Source organism: Hungatella sp. SL.1.14, assembly GCF_024460495.1.
GTDB lineage: Bacteria > Bacillota > Clostridia > Lachnospirales > Lachnospiraceae > Hungatella > Hungatella hathewayi.
Genome location: NZ_JANFYJ010000325.1, coordinates 1 through 302 on the forward strand (window position 1 = coordinate 1; position 302 = coordinate 302).

A 302-nucleotide genomic window follows, 5' to 3' on the forward strand; every position below is an offset into this window, starting at 1 on the left:
GCTTCGATCCCCACATGAAACAGCCATTCAATAATTCCGTTTGTGTCACCGACACCGGACAATACCTGATTGATAACCCCTGTGTTCGGCAGATTTACAAGAATTGCACCAAACCCCATGGGCAGAAGCAGGGCCGGCTCATACTCTTTCTTAATCGCAAGCCATATCAGGATGATTCCCAGCAGATACTTAAGTATCTGCTGCCATGTAACCGACATAATTCCTTCTAATAAGAATTCCATTTTCAGCCTCCTGTTTCCTTTTCTCGATTCAGGTCCAGTTTTACGGTTTTAATGACCTTT

Annotated in this window: 1 protein-coding gene; it reads right to left on the reverse strand. The window is 44.0% G+C overall.

Features of this window, described 5'->3' with window-relative positions:
- Positions 1-242 (reverse strand): sodium ion-translocating decarboxylase subunit beta (locus NE473_RS31205; protein WP_256265650.1); only part of this gene is annotated, 242 nt, incomplete at its 3' end.
- Positions 243-302: the final 60 nt, after the last annotated feature.